The sequence below is a fragment of the Alteromonas sp. P256 genome (assembly GCF_036864455.1).
Taxonomy (GTDB): Bacteria; Pseudomonadota; Gammaproteobacteria; order Enterobacterales; family Alteromonadaceae; genus Alteromonas.
The window spans coordinates 16,347-38,056 of sequence record NZ_JAZETM010000007.1; the positions used below are offsets into that span (position 1 = coordinate 16,347).

Here is a 21,710-nt window from a genome sequence, read left to right on the forward strand (position 1 = left end):
TTCTACAACTGAGGCCACTACGCCACGCTAACATGTGAGTAAGTGGCAAAATGACAAACTGGGGCGTCTAACATGCTATCGATAGCATAAAAATCAAAAACTAAAAGCCCTTTAGTTTAGCAGATTTCTTAGAAACCTTAACTATCTCGTTTACTAGCTCTTTATCAAAAATGTCGCGAGAGAAAAGCGCTTCAGCTCTTTTAGCAGCAAAGTTGCCCATCGACGCCAGTAACTCAGGATTACTATTCAGAGTTAGTATTGCATTCACAATCCCCGAAGTGCATTTATAGTCAACTAGCATACCGGACTGCTGTTCAACAAGTTCACTTACCGCTCCCCAGTTGTAGCCAACTACAACGCGCCCTAAAGACATGGCTTCTGCTACCGTTCTGCCAAAAGATTCTTTAAAGTGAGAAAGTGCCAACACAACATGGTGTGCAACCATAGCCTCTTTCGGTTTCTCCACATAGCCTGCAATAGTGACATTGTCATCACCAAATCGCTTAGCAGCCATAGTAACTTCGTTGGTGATTGGCCCGAAAATAGTAAATTGAATATTACTATTTCCTCTACATAAGCTTGCTACTTCAAAAAAGTCTTCCACACCTTTCTTTTTCACATTACTACTCAACATACATACCTTTAACGAGGCTGAGGGCATAGGAATAAGTGAAGTGGGAATATCTACACAGTTATAAATAACTCTAGTGCGCGCTGGCTCGTTGAGCCAACGGGCTGTTTCTTGAGAGTTAGCAACAAAATAGTCACTGCTCGAAATTACTCGTTCATGAGTAAGCCGAGGAGGCTCTTGAAGTAAATTAGCTAAATCATTATCAAACTCAACGAGCTCTCGCACATGCGTAATGCTCGGTATATTGGCTCTCTTGGCCGCACTCAGAGGCTCTATTAATGTGAGTGTATTTACATAAACACAATCATAACCAATGCGTATAAACTCTGATTCCAAATATTGCGCTATTGGCTCAATTGGCTCTTCTCTTCCGTTTGCCCAAGGTAAAGGCAAGAAGACGATCTTGCTTACGTATTGTCTTATCTCTTCAATATAGAAAGTGTTAGCGCAAGACGGTAAGTATAGAGTTACGCGTATATCAAACTTAGACATTGCCTTAGCCATATCAACTAAGCTTCTTTCTGCGCCGAAGACGGTTTCAGAGACAGCGTGCCCAAAAAGACCAACATGTCTTTCTCCGTAGCGCTTTGCAAAGCCTGTTATTGATACAGGAGCAGAAAAGTCCCAACTGCTGCTATTTAGCGCATGCCACGTGGGTGATGTAGTATGTGGTATTTCAAATTTGTACGCATAAGCTTGCGGATTAAATAATGAAGATGGATAGCGTCCTTCCTTTTCTCCTTTTTCCCAAAAGTGATCATGAATATCTAGCCCCATCGAACTCACATCGTCGTAAATCTGCCCATACCAATTTTCGTCTAGCGCTTTTCTCCATTTAAGAAAACTCGCTTCGTTTGCTCTTACAAATGAAGGTTTAAAAGAAGCCAACAGCATACTAGGAGGAACAGGAAAAGGACGCTGGTCATCTCTTAAAAGCTTCAAATCTGGGCTATTCTTGTGCCATGCTCGAGCGAAATCCATGTGCTGCTTTCTTACGCCACCATACTGGGTGACCAAGTGCGTTTCTGCATTTTGCGTAAGTGATGACGCATGCGTTCTTCCAAAAGAGAGAGGAACATCAGGCATTACCTCTTTTATCGCGGCTCGACCGAACCTAGCAAGACACCTTTCATAAAACTCAGTATCAGCATTTACTTTAACCTCGTCCCAACCTCCCAGAGTGCCAACAACATCTTTTCGAACGAGTAGAGAAGACACATTTCTGTGTATCCATGAGCTTCCAGCCCTTAACTTTGAAAATTTAAGGTCCTCCGTGCATCTAACCCAATAAGAAACAGTTCCTTTTAGCGAGCGATTAAAGAGCAAAGGAGTAATTTGCTTTTCGATTTTCTGGGGGTGAGCCCAATCATCAGCGTCCATGACGGTAAGGAAGTCACCGTTAGCCATAGACATTCCTAAGTTTCTTGTAGCGTATGCGCCTTTATTTTTGTTATTTTTGAAAACCCGTACACGTTCAATCCCGCCATACAAACGCTTCAAATCGGTATAGCTGTTATCAGTGGAAGCATCATCCACCGCTATTATCTCAATGTTTTTCCATGACTGATTGAGTAGAGAGTTGATACTAGTAGAAATGACTTTCGCTGCATTAAAGACCGGGACTATAATTGATACTTTCGGTTTGCTCACAAGTGCTTTAAGCCATGTAAAAGCAGAGACAGATGTTAGTGCTGTTGAAAGAACATCTAACGTTGCTTCTGCTTTATTCGTAGTTAGCTCCTTTAACCCAGTATTCTTATAAAGCTTATTAAGCTCAACAATCTTCCGCGACTCCGACAGCATACTGGCAGCGAGCCACTTTGAAGAATTTGACCAATGAGGGTCTTTCACAACCTGCTTAGCTTCAGCTTCTAAACCTGCCCCAAACAAAGATGAAAACCTTATCAGCGACAATTCATCTCTACTAAAAAGCTTTTCTGATAGGCTGCTGTTGATAACAAGTTTATCCGACTCTTCTTTTGCTAAAAGATACTGTTCTGTGAAGAGGTAGTAATCGACAAGTACTTTAGCGGCATATATTCCGTTGATGCTTGAGTATTCTGCAGCGCTGTGCAAAGAATCGAGTATTACGTCACAGTTTTTTGCATTTCGCCATAAAGCCTTCTCAAAGGATAGCGAAGGAATATTGCATGGCAAACGCCCTTCTCGCCTTCCGTGTTTGTCGAAGTGTAGTTTAGGGTCAATCCCTGCAGCTGCAACATCGGGGTACTGTTTAAGATACCACTCGGGATCAAAGTACTCTTTATTCATCATTCGCTACGACTTCTTATCTTCTAGGTACGCTAGCAGTAAGTCCAAACTATCTGTAGTTTTTACTTCCACCGATTCATGAGCAGTAACAAAGCTCAACGCCATTTTAATACTCTGCGTTTGCCCTCTTTTATCATAAACGACCACTTTATTAGTGGTAAGTATCGCTAACTCCTCTTGTATTTCAAGTAAAAGAGCTGGGTCTAAAAAGCACACATAATCAACAGATATAGTCATGCCGAACACACATGCTTCTGCATTATCCCTGGACAATAGTTCAAAAAAAGCGCTAGATAATTGCCTCTGAATTTCCCGCGGTCGTGGTAAGTGATATAGGAAAACTTTTTTACCGCTGCTCATAGTAGCAGCTATAGCTTCATATAGTTCAATCTCTAGCCTGCCTTCACTAAAATCACCAACAAAAACTGTATCGCCAGCCACTTCATAAAGGTTCTTAGAAATCATTGTAGGGGGAGCAGGAAACTTACGATCACCATCAATATCTACGAACAAGTTAGACGGCTCTTTTGAGTGCCACCACTGACATGCCTGCCGATAGATATGGCGCATACCTTGATACATTGTTTTTATATGAGTTGCTTTATTCCTAGTTAGCGAGTTTTCATCGTCCAAAGCAAATGCCAAAGGAATGTCTGAGTGAATTTTCTTTACGGAATGAAAACCGAAGTGTGACTCTACGCGCCAAATATATTCTGTATCACCGCCCACTAAAACTGAATCCCAATAGCCCAATTCATCGAAAACTACGCGTCGAAACAAAAAAGAAGAGTGGGACCAATGAATCAACCTAGGGTTGAGCCGCCAGTTATGCTCTAAATTAAGCGTAGGCGTAGCTCTTACCCACTGAGTACAAACTCCTACTACAGCTTCATTTTGAGAAAGGTATTCCATTTGTAACTGTATTTTCTGTGGGTGAGACCAATCATCAGCATCATGCGTAGTGATAAAGGCGCCCTTAGCAACTGAAAGGCCTGCGTTGCGCGCACGATAAGCACCTCCATTTTGAGATTGTTTAAGAAGTTTTATTTGCGGAAATTCTTTAGACAGCGATTCTATTACTGATACCGCATTATCTTCACTGCAATCGTCAACTACGATTATTTCTAAGTTTTTCCATGACTGAGATAAGAGCGACTCTAAAGCAGTTTTGATTGTTTTTCCCGCATTGAAGCAAGGAACAATTACGCTTACAAGTTCCGTACTTATACATTCATCTTCTTCACTATCTGTTGCCAAATTTTTGAACGAGAGTTCCTCGTCGTGACTTTTTATAGTTAGGCCTCTTAAACCATGCCTTTGGTAAATTTTATTAAGAATAGAAAGTTTTTCATCAGCAGAACCAGCGCAATTGGATAACGCCAAGAGTATATCTTCATCTAAGTTACTATCTTTATAGTGAGCTCTTATAAAGGTTTCAGACTCTAAATACTTGCCATTCTTTTGTAGACACAAAGCATGCATAAGAGCGCCACTTTTACCATAAACGTCAGGCGCTATTTGTTCGACCACAAGGCGCGACAAGCTGAGAGCCTTTTTAAACTCTCCTAAATAATAGAACCATCTAGCAGTATGCCAAATGGAAAAGAACCTGACGGTCTCCTCCACTGAAGGCGTTGAGTAGATTTCTTTGAGTCGAATTAGAGATGATTCAGACAATCCACGCCACAACAGCTGCGGTATATGTTCTTTATCCGCGCCAAGCCCATTTATTTCTTGCGAATGAAATTGAATTCTGTTGGTTGCACGCCCCTCATCACGCCCATGCTGGATATAATGTACAAAGGGGTTTAACCCACTATTCGACACATCTTCGAAGTTCGTTCTATACCATTTTGTGTCGAACCACTCGTTTGGAAAATATCCTGCCCCCCCCCCTACCTGTAAATAATGGCGTACAGTATTAGCGTTGGGATTTAGGTTGTAGCGGCGCAGATAGTAATTACTATCGAACAAGTTACTTCGCCTAATTAGCTGCTCCATGCGGAGCAATCTCACAAGAGAAGCAAGTTCGCTTTTTTTTCTAGATAGAAAATTTTTCATTATGAAATAAAGCTTAAATGCAAGCTGCGGAAGTCTAATTGAAACAATTCAACATTCTATTTAGTTAGCTTTATTTTCTATTATTCTTCGGCTTTGAGTCGGTGCGTGTGCAACAATCGGTTTTCCTAGCACACCACCTTTGAGGATAGGCTCTAATAAGTCGTAAGTACCTTTGAAAAATGATAATTTCCTGTGGAAAGTTCGATTTTCGCGAATTTCGTCTAAGTTATTATTTGCCACAGCACAATAAAATATGAACCAGTCTACATCATTGAATACCCCTTTGGTTTTAACGAGTTCAAGAAGGCGTTGGGCACCAGCTTGTGACAAATAATATCCGTCCCCCCCACAGGCTATCTGGTTTCTTTCTGCCCTCGCTAAAATTTCCTGCTTCAAGGAGTTTATACAATTCCTCTCATCGCTATCTGCACTCGCTTCACCACACATCCTGTCGTTTACAAAAATCAAGTCATAAGCCTGCATTTCTGAAGCCAACTCAGAAATAGTATCCATATTTTGAAAAATGATATCATCTTCAAATACAAAACCGCTTCCTTCTTCAGCTATTTTTTCCCACGCCCTAGCATGTGAAAGAAAACAGCCGACGGTTCCCATCTGGAGATCTATCTCATGATTTACAACCGTTTTTTCTACTATAAATCTAGGAATAGAGCTTCCTCTGATACCTGATATTCTTTCAATATTGAAAGGGAGCCCGCTAGCAATGCTCTCGACTTTTTCAAAGTTCTGAATATCACAGTCAAGATTAATAACATACGCCTTAATAGCACCTGAATTCATCGTCTTACCTTCTTTACCAATTATTCTGCCGAAAATATTATTGTAAATTTTATTGCTTGAGCTTTTGAAAACCCGCTAACCATTATTGACTAGACATTCATGGTAACTCAGGGTCCAGTGGCTAAAACAAAGGTTTTTGTCATACTTGTTTATTTATGCCAATGCATTTGCCACAATTTTATTTTTTAAACGATTTAAATCACACTTTCGACAATGAAAGTATTTCCTCATAAGATTTGAAGTCGCCTCCCTTCTCATTGGCAAATTCTAGCGCAGACTTATCAAATATATCTTTCGGCGTATAAATCAAAAAGCGTTCGGCCATAAGCGAAATAACAACATTTGGTTTAAATACATCTAGTGCATCATGTTCAATTAGCGGGCTATGAACTATGTATAGTCTGCTAAATGACTCGGCCAAAAAGCGCTGAATCTTCCATCCATAAGAATCAGTGAAGAGAACGCAACTCGGCAACGTTTGATCGGAATTCACCCAAACCGACATGTGACCCCGGTTTGTCACACCGTTGTTCCAAATCTTGTTTGCTTTTCCATTCTTGACAAAACATTCGGTAAATTTGGCAATGCGAGGTGGATCAAATTTCTCGCCTAGATCACCGCTTCCCTCTTTCTCGATCAACTCAATATCTTCTTCCTTCAATACAGGAATATTAATTTTCAGATCTTCTATTATTCGCCTATAACATATATATGCGCCATAAGCGGTATAGTGGGAGTCAACTGGATGGTAAGATTCCGCTTGTTTAGACGCGCCGATCAACTCTTCTAGCGGATAGGTAAAACTTGAATGATCATACAGTTCTGAGCTTATTTGGTGTATGGGTCGTATAGCATCAATATTGTCTAACTGTGGCAGGTCACCCTTATGCACAGCGTGCGCATCAGGGACCACCATAAGCCTATACTGGGCACCCCTGCTAGAACAAACTGCTTTTCTCGTTTCAATCACTCTACGCCAAGCTTTTATTTGATTGATACCTAGGATTTTCTCGCCACGATGCTGCTTTATTACGTCGTTAGAATCATTTGCGATGAAAAGGCGTTGGTTTCTTCCTTCAACAACCTTTCCATCACCAGCAGGGTGCCCTTGAACCTCTGCGAAAGTAGCTGTTGAATTACCCTTTTGAAGAATAAACTCTTTTGCAAATGCTGTGTTGTCAAACAAACCTCGCTCAGCCCAAAGATTAGCTATAAAATCTATTTCGTTATTTTTTAACTGAGCAAACCGTTTGGCGCGGACAGAAAACATCCAAACACTGTCGTTTGACGTGCTGTTTAAAACTCGAGATATATCTTTGTCAGATTCAGGCCATTTGGTAAACAATGTCGCGTATGGTTTGGTGCTAATAGAATAAAATTTTTCAGGCCCACCACGATAAGTTAAATATGCAAAATAGATTAAGAACTCTGCAAGCTTCTCATTCTCCGATATAAGATTATAAATCCCGGCGCCTTCTCGCTTTTCAATTTCAGCTAGCAAATCACGAACTAAAGCAGTAATCACCAAGTAAGGTGGCACTGTTGGTAAGGCAGGCTTATCAAGGTCGACATCAACATCAAAGTAATTACATGCTTCTTTCAAGCAAGCCTTTACATACCCACCATGAACCTGATGATGAGACACTGGCTTTTCGTCTTCGTTAAATAAGTCTCTTCGTTTAAGTTCTCGAATGAAATGGCATTTAGCATCTAGAACCAAATAGTGACCTTTATCTGACATAGTCGCTATAGACAATTTCAGTGCTTGCTGTGACAAATAAGGGTTGGCACCTTTTGAAAGGTTAATTCCTAGTTTATCCGCGTCTATGATACGAACATTGTCTTTGAACTTATCGAAGAATGGTAGAACTTCCGTATCGAACGCTTTACGACCCGCTGAAGGATTGACGGCATTATTAATTAGGTAAATTTTATCTACTAAGCTAGTGTCACAATATAGCTCGATAGACTTCGCAAGTAACCCTAACGTGTCAACCTCGTTCTCATAGAAAACTACTGCTAAATCAACTTTTTCCATTTTTTAATACCGTATTCCTATTACGCCCTAGTGACTAATTACTAAGAAGAAAACTGATTCTTTTAACCAAGTTTGTCCAATCATAAATGTCTAGCGCTTTATCAAATTGTTGAGCTTTAGAGAGGCTGACTTCCCCATTGGCGGTCCTTTCCATTTGATCTTGCATATCATCAAAAGAATCAAACAAGAGACCGATTTCTGGATTAATCACCTCAGGAAGAATTCCAATTGAAGGAGCGAGAACTGGGCAACACATAGTCACACTGAGCATTGCCGCTCCAGAAGTTAAAACTTGTTCATAAGGCAAAACGCACAAATCAGCACTGGAAAAGTAATCTATAACCTCATCATTTTGGACGAAGCCTGGCCTAAACTGAATATTTGCATCTATCGTTTGTTTAGTTAGCTCCGGCATAAGCTCTTGGTCTAACACTCGCCCTGCTATTATAAGGTAAATATCATCACGCTTTTCACGGAGATTATTGAAGCGAGACAGAAGGTTAAATATGCCTTTATAACCTTTTATATTTCCAAAAAATAGGAAAACAGTAGATTGTGCTGGGATGCCGAACTTCTCTTTCGCTTGAATTTTATCTATCTTCTCGCCGTAGAAATCACCATAGGTACCGTGAGGAACAATTTCGATACTATCTTCAGGCACCTCAAACTCTGTTATTAGGCGCTGTTTTGCTACTTCACCGTGTGCTAGCGAGTGGTCTACAAACGAAAGTATCTGCTCTCTATAACGTTTTTCGTCTTCGGCGTTTTCAGAGTCGTGCGAGCAGATGTTATGTGCAGTATATATAACCTTAAAACCATTTTGTTTTGCGTAACTCAACGCTTCTAAAGTGTTCGAGAGTACAGATGGATCTTCAAAGTCAAAAAAGTTATGTAACCAGTGAAGGTGAATATACTTAAATTTGCCTTTTTTTCTGTCGATTAGCTCTTTGCGAAGACCTTTTTGATCATAGCCTTCAATTGCTAAGTCAAAATTTTCATTCAATGCTTGATAGAATAGTTTTTGATATGGATTATTTGTTAACCAACAAGGAAAAAACATGATGCCCGCGTTTTTTCCTTCAAGCTGGTAGCGAGGCGTAATTAATTGTTCGACTGTCTTTGCTTTAACGGCTTCTTCTTTCTCTTTAAGATATGCTTGCACATCCTTTGCGCTATGATCGCGTACTTTCAAAAACTCTTTGTATAGCCACCATTTTTGATTCTGCACGCAATAGTCTTTAAATGAAACCGCATCCACGTCTGTAAAAAGTGATTTTACTTTTGCAAAAACGCCATCAAAATATTCATCGCTCACCATCTTTAATGTATACATCAGCGAGCTCACAAGCTTAGTATCTATAGTTGCGTAGTAATAATCGGCAACGTTGTTCTCATTAGCCCATGCTCTTACATTCGAGAACGCCTGAAACTCAAATTCACAGTTCGAATTCTTACGATGAGCTACCGTTACTGATGATTCTGACTCGCGTCTGTAGTTGTAACCAATGAATTCATCGTTAAAAACAACGTTGGCAGCATAGTAATAAGCTGCGAATACAAAAGGTACATCTACAGCAGCTTTTGTTTCGCCCAAGCGAATATTGAACATTTCTAACATTGAGCGCTTAAACACTTTATCCCATATCATAAAACTATCATGGGTTTTAAATCTTGAGCTATTCGGGTCGTCAAACCCTTCTGCGGTATAGGTTCGCTTACTTACCCTTCCGCTTGCTTCATGATTATTAAACCCACCAGTAAAGGCGATATCGGCATTACTTTCTAGCGCCATACTCATTAATTCTGAGTAAAAATCTCTATTGATCCAATCATCGCTATCGACAAAACCAACATAGACGCCTTTTGCTATAGACAATGCCTGATTTCTAGGCGTGCCTGGGTTTCCGGATGATTGAAGATTAGTTAACACTATAATTCGAGAGTCTTCCGCTGCATGGCGCTCAATAATCTCCGCAGAGGAGTCTGTTGACCCATCATTGATTAATATGAGTTCAAAGTCAGCAAATTCTTGTTCACGTATAGATTGAATACAGAAATCTAAATATTGGCCAGAGTTATGGATAGGTACAATTATGCTTAGTAGCGGGGAATCTTGATGACTATCCAGCGCTGGAAGACCTTTTGTAGTGGTTATAATTGTATCGTGCGGGTCTGCTGCTTTGTACTCATACATCAGGCGTTCTACGTAATCTATATCCCCCTCGAAGGCTAGCGAATATAAATAGTTTCTATAAACATGCTTTAAAACAGGTTTACCCACTAAGATGTTTGCAAGTTCTTTTACATTCGATGGGAAGCACCCTTCATACATGGCGCGTGCATCGCTAAAGTTTTGTTCTGAAAACGCTTTGTTGGCTGAAAGCAGCACGTCATTAACCACTATATTATCTCCATGGTTCGTTATATCTGGGGTGCTTGATAAAAAATGCCTGAACTTACTATATAAGAACTCGGCCTTCGGCTTTACCATGTTTTATATAATGAAGAAGAGGATTAATGCCCGAGTTTTTGACGTCAGGATTCATCGCAAGGTATGATTTAGCATCAAACTTTTCAGAAGGTGAAAGCTCAAGCTCTGCTCCAAAAGAAACGAAAAACTCTACGGGGTCTTTTACATGAAGGCCTAACTGTTTTAATTGACTAGCTACGTACTCCATATCGAAATACTCACTTTTCGTTATCAAGGTTTTATCTTTTCTTGCACGTTTAGATTTAGAGATTGATAAACCTATTCTTCGACTCGTTTCGGATTCCATCGCATTAATCACTTTAATTAACGCTGACGATAAACTTGAATCACTTTGCGAAAAGTTAGATTCAGGCTTTACTTTTGAAGGTTTGAAACTCCTTTCATCCGCTTTATTTCTAAGCCAACTTACTTTTTCTTCTAAGTAGTCATTTCGCTCTTTAATGCTAGTCAATTGATCTTCTGATGCCAAGGCATCTACTTGAAGGCTTGTGATATTTTGAAGTAATACTTCCGTTGTGAAAACGGATTGTAGTTCCTGACCGCTATTTGAATTCTCAGACTCTAGCTTCAAATGTCCTAGTCCATTTTTTCTAAACAAAGAATTGATTTCCTCAATTTCTTTTGTCGTTAAAGATAAATTTTTGTCTGGGTTAATTCTTAGTCTCATAATTCTTGTTCGCAAGTGTTATCGAGGAGTAGCAAAAAGACATCAAAAATAGCTAAAGTTTCAAAGTAACAAATTAGCTGGATGTAATACAGTTAAAATGAAACAAGTCGTTTAGCAGTTTTAGAGTAAACAGTAAGCAACTAAATTAAATGAAATGAAATCAAATCTCAGCCTTGTCAGCTTTTATATCTTCCTTGTGCCACCAGAGCCTTCTCTGTGTCCAGTCCAAATTAGGGGCGCTCCAGTATTCACTGTCTCTAGCTAACCCTAACGGTAAAAAAATAGTTGATGTCAAATATAAACTTCCAGTGGAAATGTACTTCTCTCCTATTGATGGTTGAATACCATTCAGACCTATCTTTAACCAACCATTTTGATCGTAGTTTGCGCTACTTTCCAGAGTTTGCTCTATTACTGCAGTCAATGCGCACCTGACTAAGTTTGGCGGCAAAGAACTTGGAAGTAATCCTTTTAAAGCGAGGAGGCTCAGTATGTGAAAAACCCCCGCACGATAAGCTAAACTGCGCCCAATCAGAGGGAAGGTACCATTTGGTGAAATCATACGCTCTAATGTTTCGGAATAACGTTGCGCTCGAGTCAAAAACTTCAGCGACATCCTGTCCCACTCTCCATTGACGCCTTTCACGGCTTCTACAATTTCTAAAATGAAGGGATGTATTACAATGCTATTATAGTAGTCTGTCCTATGATGAGGTCCATCAGAATATATACCGTCGGATAAATACCATTGCTCATGCTGTCTTAAAGCATAATCAATCCGCATAGCATCATACTCTTCCCCAACAGAATAAAGAAATGCTTCAATTAGTGCAGAGAATAATAACCAATTATTATAGTGTGGCTTGATCTTTCGAGTTAACTTGAGACTATTAATCACGTTACGCTTGCCATCGTCAGACATTTTTTGCCAGAGTCGATTTTTACTACGAAGCAGTGCTAATGCTAAAAAAGAAGCGTCTACTAACGGTTGGAAACCTTCGCTAAAATTCAAGTATGTATTCGATTTAGGGTTGCAAGCATTTTCTACTGCTTTTTGGATTTCATTTATCGAAATGCCCAATTTGTCGCTTAACCCGTTCTCTATCATTGGCGCAATACCTGATAAGGTTCGCGCGAGAAATTCTAAATGAGTGCATTTTTTATAGCGTTCAGATGAGTCACTACCGTAAATAGGCATATCATGAATATAAGTCCCATTAACCAAGCTTTTCAAAGGTAAACTAAAACTTGCTTTTGCTTGCGATAACCAACTTTCGTGCGTTGAAAACATACTTTTTTCTTAGCCCCTTTAAAACGCGAGCGTCGCCATGCTTAGAAATGGACATTGATTAAAGAGCGTCATTGAATCAAACTCATCAAAATCTCTGTACTAATAAGATGAGTTGTTTTGCGGTAGTTGTGACTCAAGCTACCTCTTTTATTTATCTCACTTTTACAGAGCCTCAAGTCATCTTCTTGAAACAACTTCAACCCTTTCGCTCTATTCGCTCGATAATAGAGAGTCTCTAGAATGTCCTTAATTTCTTCATGATCGTTACTTATATTTAGATTGACTCCTAAAAAGTCACTTTCAAAGTCTTCAATGTAAGGCATGCCATACACAACATATTCTTTTGAAAAATCAGGACTTATTCTCATCTTCTGAGCAAGTTTTATTAGTTCAGTAGAAAATGCTCGATCTGGAGTTTCGAATGGCTCTTCTAAAGCCCAGTTACCAAAAGCAGAAAAGAAATCAGCAAATACTTTTTTAGGCTCGAAACCATTATTAGCATTTAAAAAATCCAGCTGAATAAATTCTGTCTGCATTAAAGGGGTAAACAAGAAGTCAGAACCTTGCGATTTGTACCAATTTCGCCCACAGTGAAAGCGTGCACGAATAGCGCTATAGTGAGCGAGCATTGCGAATGGCGACTTTGGGTCAACATCTAGTACATCGAATGTGGACATGAAATCGTCAGCTACTGCTGCACCGTGCACTCTCGTTTTCATTTCATCAATAATATCAGCGCGAATTTTATGTGCAGTACCATTAAATTTAGCGTTTCCAGCAAAATGACTCCAGCCTGTGGGCTGATCTCCCGTCAGCCTAACATTGAACCTTTTGAATTGGCGATATGCACTGACCGGGTACATTGGCAAGTATGTCGAGCCACAACTAGCGAGATACATTCGAAGAGACTCGCTGCTAGAGATACCAAACTCTCTATCAATCTTGGTAGGTTGATTTAGCTTTAGACCAAGCCTTTTTGTTAACCTTTCCGCGACGACAAAATCTTCCTTTTTGTGAATATGACTCATCACATTTAGAGAGTCGTTTGGTTTTCCGTCTGCTGTTAGTAAGCCTAAAACTAACCTACTATCATAGCCCCCAGAAAGAAATAGGTTCAAATTGGCAAAATGTTTTTTAATGGCAGAGAGAATACCCACACCCTTACTAATGGCATTTGACAAGATCTCTTCGTATTTAGCAGACGGATCATTCAGTTCAAAATGCTCTTCATAAGAAATAGTGTGTATATGCAACTGTTTACTCTTCCGGCATATTCGTAAATGCGCATTAACAGGTAAAACTTTTATTTCTTCGACACAAGTATTGTGAGAAATTAGTTGCTCACCGATATGAGTCCCTCTTTTAAGATGAAACGCTTCAACTGAAGGCTCATATAAATTCAATGAATGCCTTTTTTTGACCTCTGCAACTAAGTAATAAAAGGAATTCGATACACTCCAATCATCACCATTTGTATAATAGTAGATGAGTTCTTGGCCAGTATTATCAGCTCTGATAATAACATTATCTGTATCTACAAAAACTCCTGCAAATCTTCCCTCTCGGATATTAATTGAACCAGACTTCAACAAATAACTTTGCAGCCCTTTAGTGCCAAAAATAACTGCGGTGTCAGTCAAGGCATAACCATAAAGTTGAGACTGTAATGCCTCGTTCACATCGCTTTTAGAAAAAACGAAACTATTTTGTGGATACATAAAAACTCTATATTAGTTGGGCATGTAGAATAAGCGGGAATAGCCAGTAATTTCTTGAACTTCAACACTCACGTCGACCGGCCATTTTTTGGTAAAAGAAGAAAATATAGATTCACCATGCTTTATTTCTTGTAACCAGTTTTCGGAACGAGAAATACATACTATAGGTAACTTACTTCGCATGCAGTGCACAGCAAATCTGACATCTACAAACTTCTGCGAGCCTCTCATAAAACTATGATTTGGCCTGTTTTTAGCTTTTACGGCGACAGTACCTGTACCAATTTGATTGACTAGCCTATCTTTGTCTAAAGCCCTAGGGAATGAAAAAACTCTTCTCAAGCCTACGTCTCCATCATAGGCATCTGGATAAATAACACCATGAAGCCCATATACAGCACTATCATTTTCCACTAATTTTTGACACATCACCGATGCATAATTTTCTGGATAAATAATGTCATCATCAACATACAAAATAATATCTTCATCATCTGCATCGATGTCTAAAAACTTCCCTACATCTCTTTGATCGGTATCTGGAATTATTGCATCTAACTTTTCATATTTATCCAGGAAAGAAGGAATTTCAGTGTACTCATTAAGACATAGCCGTATTTTATCAACTTGGTTATAAAGGGAATCAATTGCAGGTAAAATCGATTCTCCTCGCGCCGGAAAAGTACACATACATGCAATAATCATATCGGCTCTCCTTCAATCTCAACACCGCAGTATTCTCTATATATTCCCTGTTCTCGTAGAACATTGTCGACGTCTTCGTCAGAAATTATTTGACTACCTATGACCCTTTGTCTCGCCGCAATATCTGAATAAGCTCTGCGCCTAGGTGCTACAGAACCAGTATTTTCAGCAGCCAAGCCAGGGCGCTTTGTTAAAGAACCATCTCCCCACAACCCTAGAATCAGCGGTTCATCTATCACTCTAACGTTTTCGGCACCAAGCATAAACAAGCATAATTCATGGAATTCTGTATCAGCTGCAACAAGGGATTGTCTAAATTTCGGCAATATACTAAAAACTTCCTTTTTTACCATTGTAGACACTACACAAAACCTATTGATCAATCCGTCTGGAAAAAATATCAGTTCACCCTCTGGTGAAATTCTTATCCAACGACAACTAGTTACGAGCGAGTCAGAGAATTCTAAATCAACTATTTGTCGCTCGATTCGGTGGGGAATAGCAACATCATCTGCATCTTGAAATGTGATGTACTCTCCTTTACAAAGAGGAATTAGTGCATTTCTTATATTGTAAGTACCTTGATTATCCTTTGATGAGAAAACCCTTACACGCTTGTCTATAAGCGCTAGCGACTTAATAATGTTCAAAGATTCATCATCGCTCTTGTCATCGCACACTAAAATTTCGATATCTTGGTAGCTTTGATTCAATAGCGAACGAATAGCATATCCAACCGTTTTTTCCGAGTTAAAGCATGACATTATGACTGAGACCAACGGACCTCTTTTATTGCTTGGTCGCTCAAAAACTAACGAATCCAAAACGTTATCATTGAGTTCTAACGACACAACTTTCGACAAATTATAGTGTGATAGTAAACCGTTTAATGCTGTAAGGTAATTTTCACGGTTTTCAAGTCTCGCTTTGTTCAGCCCTAGCCCGAATTTGTGCTGCAAATGGTGATATGAGTCAAGGTTTAGATTTCTTAAAAAATCTTTATTGTCGAAATTATCGAATATAACGTTATTTATCTGCTCTTTTTGCGAGAAGTCAGCCGAAGAGAACTTTGTGAGATTGTTAGATATTTTGGTTGGTATCGAAAGCATTGATAGAACTGAGGAGTGGTTAGCCCGCACAACCTCAAGCAACTCTTCATCTTGGCTTAGCATAAACGCGTTTCTCACATGCTTAGCAAAATGATTTTTCTCATCTTTATCTAAATTAGTGAAGTTAATAGCGAATGACTTTACTTGGTTCAAGTATGTCTCTGACATTTGTACAAAGCGAAGTCCATCCATATACTTCAGTAAATTTTTTTTCTCTTGAGCTAAAGGCCCTCTGCACAGCTCGTAGGCTAAAGTTTCAATATTGATATATTTGGCCACTTTAGGCTCAAAACCATTTAGTACGGATTCCGCCTGTTGTAACAAATTCTCTTTGGTGTAGTGATTTAATAAATACCCAAGAGCTCCGAAGTCTTGTCCGTATTTCTTTACCTTTTCAAGCAAATTCAGAACTGTCACTGATTTATTCACTTTAAACTTCTCTTTTTCCAACTTTTATAATTGCCAAGCCTTTTTCCGCCGACAACGACGTTACATTAAAAGGTCTCTCATAAAATACAGCATCTTTCTCCCACATTTCCACGCACTCCTTTTCATCAATTCTTGCATAATCATCCATGAATACAGTTAAGTTCGACTGCTTAAAGATATTCATTATTTTGGGAAACGCTGGATAACGAGCATGTCTGTTTGTCGAGCCAGGTGGTCCGTCTACAAGTACAAGGACATTCGCAGGCTTGATTTCGTCATACACTTCTTTGAGTTTCTTCTCACACGCGTAGTGCATATACTTAGTGCCAGCCGCCTCATAATTACTAAGTGGCGCGTGACATAAATCTACAAACTCTTCAACACCATGCTTTTTGAGCATGGTCAAAGTGCTGTTATAATATTTTTCCAGATGATCGAAGCTTACAAAACGACTTTGATTTGAGCTTGTCTTGGCAAGAGCACTACTCATGATCAAGGTAGATGTTCCACTGCCGAATTCAATGATCAAATCGAATTTTTGAGTGGTTATCATGTCGATAAGGCGTACACCTATGTCTGGACTCACTGGCCAACCATGAAAATGAACTGGAATAACACCATACTGCAGAAAACGCTTAATAGTATCGTACGCTTCTAACTGGGTAACTACGTTAGCCGCTCTACCCTTAACAATGATATCAATACTTTGACTTAGTGCCTTATTGTTTGAGAGTAGCTCTTCTCTTATGACACTTGGCAGGCTTTCAAAATTGATTTTTGAGTCTTCGACTAGACTACTTAGGGAGGTTGAATTAGTGTTTAGTAACGTATTTACATCTGTTAAAAGTTCACTAACGCCCCGCCATGCTTCATCCATCTGCTCAAATTTTACTGTTGAGCTTTTCTCTAAACTAATGAACGAGTTTGAGGTTGAGTCCTTCATTTCATCAGCCCGCAATGCAAGTGCGCTCAAGCCTTTCTCAACCCTATCTAAATGGGCATTATTTTGTTTTACGATTTCAGCAAGCTCACTTAGTGTCTCTGACGTTGAGTTTTTAATTAAATCAGCTTGCACCGCGAGAACACTTAAGCCCCTCTCAACTTCAACTGTACTCTTACCGTTTTCTTTTATTTTTTCAGTCAAACTAATTAAAGAGCTCGAAGTTGAGTCTGCCATTCTATCAACTTTAGAGAAGAGTTTATTTAAACTATTTTCAACACGATTGATACGCTCTACGTTGTCTTTTGAATTTTCTATTAAAGTTTCAAAATAGTTTGAACTCTTTTCTGATATCTCCTCAGCCCGCCCGATAAGCGTGTAAAGGCCTTTCTCTAATTTATTAATTTTTTCAAACTTTTCACTAGACTCAAGTGCTTCTACTGCAAGTTGATATTGTTCTTTACTGAAAAAATAAAGGGTACCGAAATCTTCTTCGAGTAATTCAGCAACACTGAAACCAAATGACCGCATCAGGTTCACATAGTGATAAGGTTTACTTTTTGCTCCTTCCGCCCTTGAGAGCCGCACTACGATGTACAAGAATTTATTACTTATAGGGCTTTCAAAAAAGTTTGTGAGGAGGGCCGTGCTCAAACCATCGAAGTCGATGATTAAGCAGTTCGAATAAGTTTCAAATTCTAAACCCGATTCGTTAATTATTTCTGAGATCCCCTTAGGCGCCATCTCAAGGGTTTCTAGATGTTTGCAACCCGGTAATATTTGAAACACCCTCTCCAGTTCAACGCTCGTTGAAAACTTAGAGGGTGAAATCAGATGGAACTTTTTGGTTTGTGATTCTGCGACAAAAGAATTTTTTCTATAGACCTGAGACGCAACTACATTCTCACTCAACGGGTTATAAACTGCGGCTTCGAAAGCATCTACCAGAAGTAGATTTTCACAATATAACGTTAACTTTTTATTGATAGAGCAATCACCACAACCCAACCAGATTACGTTCTCTAACTCTAGAAGGTTGTTAGCCATTTTTATTGCCATCATTTAATTCTAATAAGTTACTTTGGTAAACCCGTCCTTCCTTCTTACCACACTTTAAATAATGGATTAGTGGGTTTACGCCTTGCTCTGCAACATCAGGGTAAGCTTTTAGATAGGAAAGACCATCAAAGTGCTCACTTGGTTGTTTACCTTCAAGGTAACCGAGAGTGAGGTAATGTTCTTCTGGTGTTTCATGGGTCTTCTGAAAATCTGGATAATTCTGCAAATACCACTCTTTGTTGAACAATGCTGAATCTTCTAAGAGTCGAATATTAGCCTTCAACTCTCCCTCAGAATTATTTAAAACTTTTGAGAATATTGATTTAAGAGATTTTGAAGCCTTCAATGCTTTGTTATTTTCAAAAGAGCGTAATGCGCCTCTTGCATTCAAGATTACTATCTCTTTCAAATCCAGTTGTCGCCTCAAACTTTCATTGTTTTTGCGTTCTCTATCTAACTGAATACTAACAGACCTTGAGTCTTTACCGAGCTCCTCAATTGTAGCCTCCAGCCGAGTGATTGATATACTTTTAGCCTTCACGCTACTCTCTAGCTCTTCTATCTTTCTTCTTAGGTACGCTTCCTTCTTATTTGCCTCTGACAAGGCCAATTGAGCTTGCTCATCTTTAACTTGGAGTTCTTCGTTAAGCTTTTTCGTATTTTCTAATTCTTTTTGCAAATCCTCTAGATGCTTCGCCGCAGATAATTCGGATTCCGAATTTTTGGCACGGAGCCACTTAACTTTCTTTTCCAGTTCAACCTTTTGTAGCTTCAAGGTTTCAAGTTCTGTAGAGCTCTGTAAACTTTTGTCATACAAGACTTCATGTTTAAGCTGAAGGTTCTCAAGCTCTCGTAGAAGTGAGTCTATCTGCTGCTTGCTTTCAGTCTTAACTGAGTCTATATCTTCAAACCAGTCAGAGTTTACAATGAAGGTTCGAAATTCCAGATAATCAGTTTTTGTATTTTGCTTTACAATAGTATTGAATAAGTTGGAAGCTCTACTAAGTTCTGGCGACGAATAGGTTTTCGCTAATAAGACGCTTATCCCTGCAAGCTTCACTGGACCTTTTTTCAAGATTTGCTGTTCAAAATCGAGAGATTCGAGTCTCACTTGATAAGAGTTAGCTTTATAGAGGGAATACAGGGCTTCCGTGTAATCGCACCAAATTTCTTCGATTTCTGCTAGCGAGCGGTTATTCAAGATAGAATAGAAAAGACAACCTTCGAATGGCAGAACTTTATAATATGTTGTTTCTTCCATGTTTACTGAAACATTTTCCATAAACATAACATCGATATTTGGAACATCAAAAGTTAATGTTGATGGTAGTAAAAGCTTTTCCATTTAATTTACTCTTAAATTGCAAAATTTCTGACAACGACCGAACTTTTGTCGCAGGGAGAAGTGCAGATATTTTTCTTGTGCTGTTACGCTATAGATTCATTTCATCAGCACACCAATTGTAAACTTTTAGTACAAGTAATTACAATGGTATGTGTAAAAATGCATAGAACACTAGTATCTGTGTTTATCTAAGCAAATATCACTCAGTGGAAGACTCTAGAATGCAGGAGGAAACCCAAATTGGACTATTTTTATTCTTTCAAGTTCAACAAACCTAAAATATACTATTTATTCGATTTTGCTTATGCTCGCAAGAAAATAGTTGCTTGCTCTACAATTTGAATCTGCGTAAAAGTTGCGGTGTATGAAGCTACTCAGTGTCAAAGATTTGCAAGCAGTCTACCTTCAAGCGCTCTAGCATACGGTCATTTATTTTAGCGCCAATGTCGTTAGATTTATTTTTGCACATTTAAAGCATGCATCACGCCCGCATACGCTTGTTCATCACCATTTTGCTTTAATAGCTGTATAAAACACCCAACGTGCTCCAATCAACTTACAGCTTACCCCACAGTAAGTAATTCAATTGCACAAGTCTCTCTACCTTCGTAGCTTAGTACCGTTAATCAAAGAAGAAATTTCTAAATCACTTCGCTACACGCCCATACCTATCAGAGAACCTGACAATGTCGTCTTCACCCAAATATGCACCAGACTGAACTTCAATTAGCTCTAGTGCTATCTTTCCTGGATTTTCAAGTGCATGAACTGCACCAATAGGAATGTAAACGGATTGGTTCTCTGTAACCAATGTAGTCTTTTCATCAATGGTGACGTTGGCACTACCCGATACTACAATCCAGTGCTCTGCGCGGTGATGGTGCATTTGAACTGAAAGCTTTTCACCTGGCTTAACGGTAATGCGTTTTACCTGGAACCTATCACCATTGTCTATAGAGTCGTAGCTTCCCCACGGGCGGAATACTTCGCGATGGAATTCAAACTCTGGGCGCTTTTCGGCTTTAAGTTTGTTTACTACTGTTTTAATGCTTTGTGCGTCGTCTTTGTGGGCCACCATTACGGCGTCTTTGGTTTCTACAACTATTACGTCTTCTAGCCCGATCACAGAGACCAAACGCTGTTCTGCGTTCACATAACTGTTTTTCGTGTTTTCTAAGATAGTGTCGCCAACGGTCGCGTTGCCGTTATCGTCTTTTTCAGCCGTTTCCCATAGGGATGTCCAACTGCCTACGTCGCTCCAGCCTGCATCTAGCGGTACCATGGCGGCGCTATCGGTTTTTTCCATTACGGTGTAGTCGATAGAGTCGTCTGGGCAGGTTGCAAATATATCGTGATCTACGCGAATAAAGTCTAAATCGGGCGTTTCGGTATCGATGGCGCGCTTACATACATCCAGCATTTCAGGGTTGTATTTGGCGAGCTCTTCTAAGTAACGGCTAGCCTTGAACATAAACATGCCGCTATTCCAAAAATAACTTCCGGAATCTACATATTCTTTGGCTGTTGCCAGTTCTGGCTTTTCAACAAACTCGGCTACTTCAAACCCATCACCTAATTCGCTGCCTGCTTTAATATAGCCATAACCGGTGTGGGGTTGGTCAGGCACTATACCGAAGGTTACTAGCTTGCCTTCTTCTGCCAGCTTCTCTGCTTTTTCAATAGCGTTATGAAAGGCTTGGTTATCTTGAATAAGGTGGTCTGCTGCTAGTACAAGTAGCACTGGATCTTCGTTATTTTTAATTGCATGAAGGGCGGCAAGCGCAATAGCGGGGGCAGTGTTTCTACCAACAGGCTCAAGTAAAATGCCACCGTGATGGATATCTTTTTGGCGAAGCTGCTCTGCCACTAAAAAGCGGTGTGCATCGTTACAAATGAAAATGGGGCTTTGAGCTTTCGTGCCATTTAAGCGGGTTATGGTGTCTTGCAGCATGGTGCTGTCTGATGTTAACGACAAAAACTGCTTTGGAAGTGCGGCACGAGATTTTGGCCATAAACGGCTGCCTGAGCCGCCAGCTAATACTACTGGTTTCATTGTAATATCCTTTATGTGTGGGTGATGTACCCACTTCCTGAAACTTGAACGTATTTGAGGAGTATACAAAGGTTTGTATTACGATGAAATGGCAAATGTGG

Annotated in this window: 13 protein-coding genes; all 13 read right to left on the minus strand. The window is 39.6% G+C overall.

The window, feature by feature from the left end:
• Positions 1-100 precede the first annotated feature (100 nt).
• The gene (locus V7R39_RS11965) at positions 101-2,905 is read right to left on the minus strand and encodes a glycosyltransferase (protein ID WP_334030922.1); all 2,805 of its coding nucleotides are present in this window, start codon (positions 2,903-2,905) and stop codon (positions 101-103) included.
• Positions 2,906-2,908: 3 nt separating this feature from the next.
• Entirely contained in the window at positions 2,909-4,876 is a 1,968-nt protein-coding gene (locus V7R39_RS11970) for a glycosyltransferase family 2 protein (RefSeq protein ID WP_334030923.1), read from the minus strand.
• 147 nt (positions 4,877-5,023) lie between these two features.
• Entirely contained in the window at positions 5,024-5,764 is a 741-nt protein-coding gene (locus tag V7R39_RS11975; RefSeq protein WP_334030925.1) for a glycosyltransferase family 25 protein, read from the minus strand.
• Between the two features lie 199 nt (positions 5,765-5,963).
• Positions 5,964-7,802 (minus strand): DUF6492 family protein, encoded by a 1,839-nt coding sequence (locus V7R39_RS11980; RefSeq protein ID WP_334030926.1) that lies wholly within the window; start codon positions 7,800-7,802, stop codon positions 5,964-5,966.
• Between the two features lie 34 nt (positions 7,803-7,836).
• Positions 7,837-10,203, minus strand: a complete 2,367-nt coding sequence (locus V7R39_RS11985; protein WP_334030928.1) for a glycosyltransferase — start codon at positions 10,201-10,203, stop codon at positions 7,837-7,839.
• A gap of 58 nt (positions 10,204-10,261) precedes the next feature.
• On the minus strand, positions 10,262-10,960 hold the full coding sequence (locus V7R39_RS11990; RefSeq protein ID WP_334030929.1) for a glycosyl transferase family 1: 699 nt from the start codon (positions 10,958-10,960) through the stop codon (positions 10,262-10,264).
• A 160-nt stretch (positions 10,961-11,120) separates the two neighbouring features.
• A complete protein-coding gene (locus V7R39_RS11995) occupies positions 11,121-12,251 on the minus strand; it encodes a DUF2264 domain-containing protein (protein ID WP_334030931.1) in 1,131 nt (376 codons plus the stop codon).
• A 68-nt stretch (positions 12,252-12,319) separates the two neighbouring features.
• On the minus strand, positions 12,320-13,969 hold the full coding sequence (locus V7R39_RS12000) for a hypothetical protein (protein WP_334030933.1): 1,650 nt from the start codon (positions 13,967-13,969) through the stop codon (positions 12,320-12,322).
• A 12-nt stretch (positions 13,970-13,981) separates the two neighbouring features.
• Positions 13,982-14,674 carry a hypothetical protein gene (locus tag V7R39_RS12005; protein ID WP_334030935.1) on the minus strand — a complete coding sequence of 231 codons (693 nt, stop codon included), beginning with the start codon at positions 14,672-14,674 and terminating at the stop codon, positions 13,982-13,984.
• Entirely contained in the window at positions 14,671-16,212 is a 1,542-nt protein-coding gene (locus V7R39_RS12010; RefSeq protein WP_334030936.1) for a glycosyltransferase family 2 protein, read from the minus strand. Before V7R39_RS12010 ends, V7R39_RS12005 begins: the two co-directional genes overlap by 4 nt.
• Before the next feature lies 1 nt (position 16,213).
• On the minus strand, positions 16,214-18,199 hold the full coding sequence (locus V7R39_RS12015) for a hypothetical protein (protein WP_334030937.1): 1,986 nt from the start codon (positions 18,197-18,199) through the stop codon (positions 16,214-16,216).
• Entirely contained in the window at positions 18,192-19,556 is a 1,365-nt protein-coding gene (locus tag V7R39_RS12020) for a hypothetical protein (RefSeq protein WP_334030939.1), read from the minus strand. The genes V7R39_RS12015 and V7R39_RS12020 overlap by 8 nt, the downstream gene beginning before the upstream one ends.
• Positions 19,557-20,202: 646 nt before the next feature.
• Positions 20,203-21,609, minus strand: coding sequence for a mannose-1-phosphate guanylyltransferase/mannose-6-phosphate isomerase (locus V7R39_RS12025; protein ID WP_334030941.1), 1,407 nt, complete (start codon positions 21,607-21,609; stop codon positions 20,203-20,205).
• Positions 21,610-21,710: the final 101 nt, after the last annotated feature.